Source organism: Actinokineospora lacus (assembly GCF_053813445.1).
In genome coordinates this window covers 1-1,110 of the sequence record NZ_JBQERA010000040.1, presented here as the reverse complement: position 1 = coordinate 1,110, position 1,110 = coordinate 1, and the positions used below count along the sequence as shown (strand labels likewise).

The following is a 1,110-nucleotide window of genomic DNA, read 5'->3' as shown; positions in this document are numbered from 1 at the left end:
TATTGAGGCGAAAGTATTAGGTTGCCTATGTGTCGGCGTAGCGGACGTGTGGGGCACGGAAGTAGCCGCGGACGATGTGCGGTTGGCGTTGGCGGCGTCGCAGGAAGCGTCGGGTCTCGTGGGCAAGCCTGTCGACGTTGTGGGCGCGTGAGGCGTTGACGTTGCGTTTGAGGTCGGCGTTGAGCAGCTCGTCCGGGTTCAGTTCGGGGCTGTAGCCGGGCATGAGGTGCAGTTCGACCCGGTCGGCGTTGTCCTTCAGCCAGGCGCGGACGGCCTTGCTGCGGTGCACCGGGTGCCGGTCGGCGATGACGTGGACCTTCCGGCCCGCCTGGCGGGCAACGCGGTCAAGAAATGTCGTGAACACCGGTGCGGTGAACCGTTCGGTGAACACGGTGAACCACAGCGCGCCGCGCGAGGCGACCGCGGACATGACGTTGACCCGCAGGCGTTTCCCGGTCACTCGCACGATCGGCGTGCGTCCCTCGGGCGCCCAGGACCGGCCGGGCGGCGCGGCATCCGAACGCAGCCCGCACTGGTCCACCCAGGCGATCACCGCGCCCTCGGCCTTCGCCCGTTCCTCGATTGCCGGATACTCCTGGTCCAGCCAGGCCCGCACCGCGACGGGCTGCTGCTCGTAGGCACGGCGGGCCGGGCGCTGCGGGGTGAAGCCGTGGCGGCGCAACCACAGGCCCACGCCCTGCTCGGTCATGTCGACCCCGACGACCAGCCGGATCAGCTCGACCACCGCAGGGCGGGTCCAGAGCGGGCCGCCGATCAGCAGTTCCTCCGGGGTGTAGTCGGCCATCGCCGCGAACAGCGTGCCCCGATCCTCCGGACTGACCAGCTCCGCCGGTCCCGGCCTGCGACCGCGGCGCACCACCAGGCCGTCCCGGCCCTGCTGTTGGTAGACGCGCCACCAGGTGCCCACCGACCGCACCGAGACCCCGAACACCTCCGCCGCCTGCCGATAGCCCTCGACCCGCCCGGACTCCAGCGCCGCGACCACCCGCAACCGCAACACCTCCTGCTCCGCAGGCGACAACCGGTGCGCACCCTCGACCTCAACCACACGCGTCAACCTACAGGCAATCGATCACTTTCGCCTCAATA

Annotated in this window: 1 protein-coding gene; it reads right to left on the bottom strand. The window is 69.7% G+C overall.

Annotated elements, in window-relative coordinates; all coding sequences use genetic code 11:
* Nucleotides 1-25 precede the first annotated feature (25 nt).
* Nucleotides 26-1,069 (bottom strand): IS630 family transposase, encoded by a 1,044-nt coding sequence (locus tag ACTG9Q_RS32950; RefSeq protein ID WP_455576859.1) that lies wholly within the window; start codon nt 1,067-1,069, stop codon nt 26-28.
* Nucleotides 1,070-1,110: the final 41 nt, after the last annotated feature.